This is a genomic window from Planktothrix sp. FACHB-1355 (assembly GCF_014748295.1).
Taxonomy (GTDB): domain Bacteria; phylum Cyanobacteriota; class Cyanobacteriia; order Cyanobacteriales; family Aerosakkonemataceae; genus Aerosakkonema; species Aerosakkonema funiforme_A.
Genome location: NZ_JACJUP010000854.1, coordinates 1 through 3,206, shown reverse-complemented (window position 1 = coordinate 3,206; position 3,206 = coordinate 1). Strand labels below are relative to the sequence as shown.

Sequence of the window (3,206 nt, the reverse complement as noted above, 5' to 3'; positions counted from 1 at the left end):
AGTCGGCAAAATTCGGCTGAAGCTCTTTCCCAAAATTAACCACTGTTGGAATTCCACTTTGTACGTAACGCCCCGTGGGTTAACAACCGCTTCCATTCCCTACGGAACTCGTAGCTTTGAAATCAGCTTTGATTTTCTCGCTCACCAGTTGCTTTTCGAGACTAGCGACGGTATCACCAAAACTATTCCGCTCGCACCGCGTTCTGTGGCAGATTTCTACGAGGACGTGATGCGTACATTAAGTGAATTGGACATCGAAGTGAAGATTTGGAATATGCCGCAGGAAGTGGCAGACCCAATTCCTTTTGACCGAGACACGAAACACGCCGCCTACGATGCGGAATACGCACAGCGACTTTGGCGGATTTTGGTGCAAGCAGACCGGGTGATGACAGCATTTCGCGCTCGTTTTATCGGTAAATGCAGCCCCGTACATTATTTCTGGGGCAGCTTTGACCTCGCCGTCACCCGCTTCTCCGGACGGGGTGCGCCAGAACATCCAGGTGGGGTTCTGAATTTAGCAGATTGGGTGACGCGAGACGCATACTCTCACGAGGTCAGCAGTTGTGGTTTTTGGCCGGGTGGTGGGTCAGTAGACGAGCCTATTTTTTACGCCTACGCTTACCCACAACCGGAAGGATTCCGAGATTACCCCGTGCAGCCAAAAGAGGCATTTTACAGTTCGCAGTTGCGAGAATTTGTCCTCCCCTACGAAGCAGTACGACAAGCTGACGACCCAGATGCTATGCTGCTTGCTTTCTTGCAAACTACATACGAAGCAGCTGCCAATACAGCCAACTGGGATCGAGCAGCGTTGGAATACTCTCCCAAATCTTGATATTCTCCCCCACCAAATCAAAGATTTTAGTGGGGGATTTTCAGTTTCAAAATGTTTTTTGAACGCATGGCGATCGCACAATCTAAAACTGTATCGCACTTCTTAACACATTTCTGTCCTACTACTAAATTTTTGATGAACAGATCGTAAACTTTCGCGAAGTATTCCAGTTAACTGAGGAAAATCGAAATGAACTCCATCCCTATCCCCATTTCCACTCTCTTCATCGGAGTCAACGGCTTAATTGCTTTTGCACTTTCCTACATCGTCGTGATGGAACGCACGAAAACTAGGGTTTGGCATGGAGAATCAAAAGAAGATATTGCCACACAACCAAATTACTTGGAAAACCCTAATGCCTGGGCAGCTTTTGTAGAGAGTTTAACCCAAAAATCTGTACCGACGAAAACAAGCGATGACGGTATTTTGCAACGGAAAGTGCGTGCTTATGGCAATTTTGCGGAATATGTTCCCCACGCATTGTTGTTCGTACTTGCACTTGAGTTAATGCACGCACCCAGTTGGCTTTTGTGGCTACTTGGAGGTGCGCTTACAGTTGGTCGTATCGCCCATGCTTGGGGCTTGATAAAAACCTATGGGCCTTCGCCCGGTCGTGCTATTGGGTTCTTTCTTACCTGGTTCGTCTACATTATTGGTGCAAGTGCTTGCATTTATTACGGCATTGTCGGAATTTTTTAACTTTGTCAGAGTCTAGCACAAAAACACAATAATATATGGCGATTATTCATTTAATTTCAGATTTTATCGATCGCAATAATGCTCTCGGCGATTTATCTTCTCATTATTGGTACGAAGGGCGATGTCCTGAAAGCGGCGATTTGTTGAGACTTCCCCGCACAGCAAAAGTAGAAGCGATCGCTTTTGGTTTGATGCGATTCCTTGCCAGCGATGACCGTTATTCTCGTGAGGGCAAGATGTATGGAGTATTGCTGGTTCAACTGCCTTCTGGAGAAGAAAAAGTCCTCAAAGCTTTTTCCGGACTTCTTTGCGGTCAGAGTGTGGTTGAGGGCTGGGTGCCGCCGATTCCAGGAAGAGATGAAGTTGTTTTGCAAGAGTCTTTAACTTTAGCACAATTGGAGGCTATTAAGCAAGAACTAATTGCCCTCAAACAACTTCCAGAAAGGCAGCAGTACGAAAATCTTTGTCGCGAGTTTGAACAACGTTTGCTGCAAATGAACTCTCGCCATCGCACGAACAAACAGGAACGACAAGAAAAACGTCAAATTTTATGCGAAACGCTCACAAAAGAAGCGCTCACTGTTGCTGTTGAACAACTCGATCGACAAAGCCAATTAGATGGTATTGAACGACGGCAACTCAAACGTCAACGGGATGACGCATTGCAGCCACTCCAACAGTCGATCGAACAAGCTAATGTCAGGATACGCGAACTGAAACAACAGCGCAAAGAGTTGTCGCGTCAACTACAAGCTCAAATGCACGCTGCCTACTCTCTGACCAATTTTTTCGGAAAATCGCGATCGTTGCAGCAGTTAATGCCGGGAGGCTCTATGCCCACTGGCACCGGCGACTGTTGCGCTCCAAAGCTGCTTCACTATGCGGCGACGCACAACTTAAAACCCCTGGCAATGGCGGAGTTTTGGTGGGGGCCACCTTCTCCTAATGGTGACAAAATTCCGGGAGAATTCTATGGAGCCTGTGCGGAGCGCTGTCAGCCTTTAATGGGGTTTCTGCTATCAGGATTGTCTGGCAAAGATGCGATCGCACATAACTGTTTTATAGAGCGATCGCTACCGATTATTTATGAAGACGAATGGCTGATTGCTGTCAACAAACCAGCCGGACTGCTTTCTGTACCTGGGCGTTATCGCGATCGCATTGATAGCGTTCTCAGTCGCTTGCGCCATCAGCTACCGGATGGTATGGAGACCTTTGCCGTGCATCGTTTGGATCTGGAAACATCTGGAATTCTTCTGTTAGCTCGAAATCGTCAAACTTATGTACAACTCAGTCGGCAGTTTCAGCAGAGACAGGTGAGCAAGGTTTATGAAGCTCTACTTTCAGGTTCTGTCACGATTGAACGAGGTACGATCGAATTGCCATTATGGGGAGATCCCCAAAATCGCCCTTCTCAGCAAGTCGATGAACAGCGCGGAAAACCCAGTATAACTCACTTCCGAGTTATGGCAAGAGAAGGAAATTACACTCGCGTAGAGTTTGTTCCCGTCACAGGACGCACTCATCAGATTAGAGTTCACGCTGCCGATCCGAGAGGACTTGGCGTGCCTATTTTGGGCGATCGTCTCTATGGTTGTCGTACAATAGCAAATCGGTTACATTTGCACGCCAGAGAACTTTCCTTTCTGCATCCCCAGTTAGGAGAAAT

Annotated in this window: 3 protein-coding genes; all 3 read left to right on the top strand. The window is 47.3% G+C overall.

The genetic code is table 11. The features are described 5' to 3' along the window. Positions 1-838, top strand: an 838-nt coding sequence (locus H6S82_RS26000; protein WP_191056937.1) for a DUF5996 family protein, incomplete at its 5' end; no start/stop codon positions are given. A gap of 189 nt (positions 839-1,027) precedes the next feature. Next, positions 1,028-1,537, top strand: coding sequence for an MAPEG family protein (locus H6S82_RS25995; RefSeq protein WP_190464873.1), 510 nt, complete (start codon positions 1,028-1,030; stop codon positions 1,535-1,537). Positions 1,538-1,572: 35 nt separating this feature from the next. Then, on the top strand, positions 1,573-3,206 hold a 1,634-nt coding region (locus H6S82_RS25990; RefSeq protein WP_191056936.1), incomplete at its 3' end, for an RluA family pseudouridine synthase.

Coding starts and splice junctions, on each gene's coding strand:
- H6S82_RS25995 (WP_190464873.1), top strand. CDS start 1,028: ATGAACTCCATCCCTATCCCCATTTCCACTCTCTTCATCGGAGTCAAC.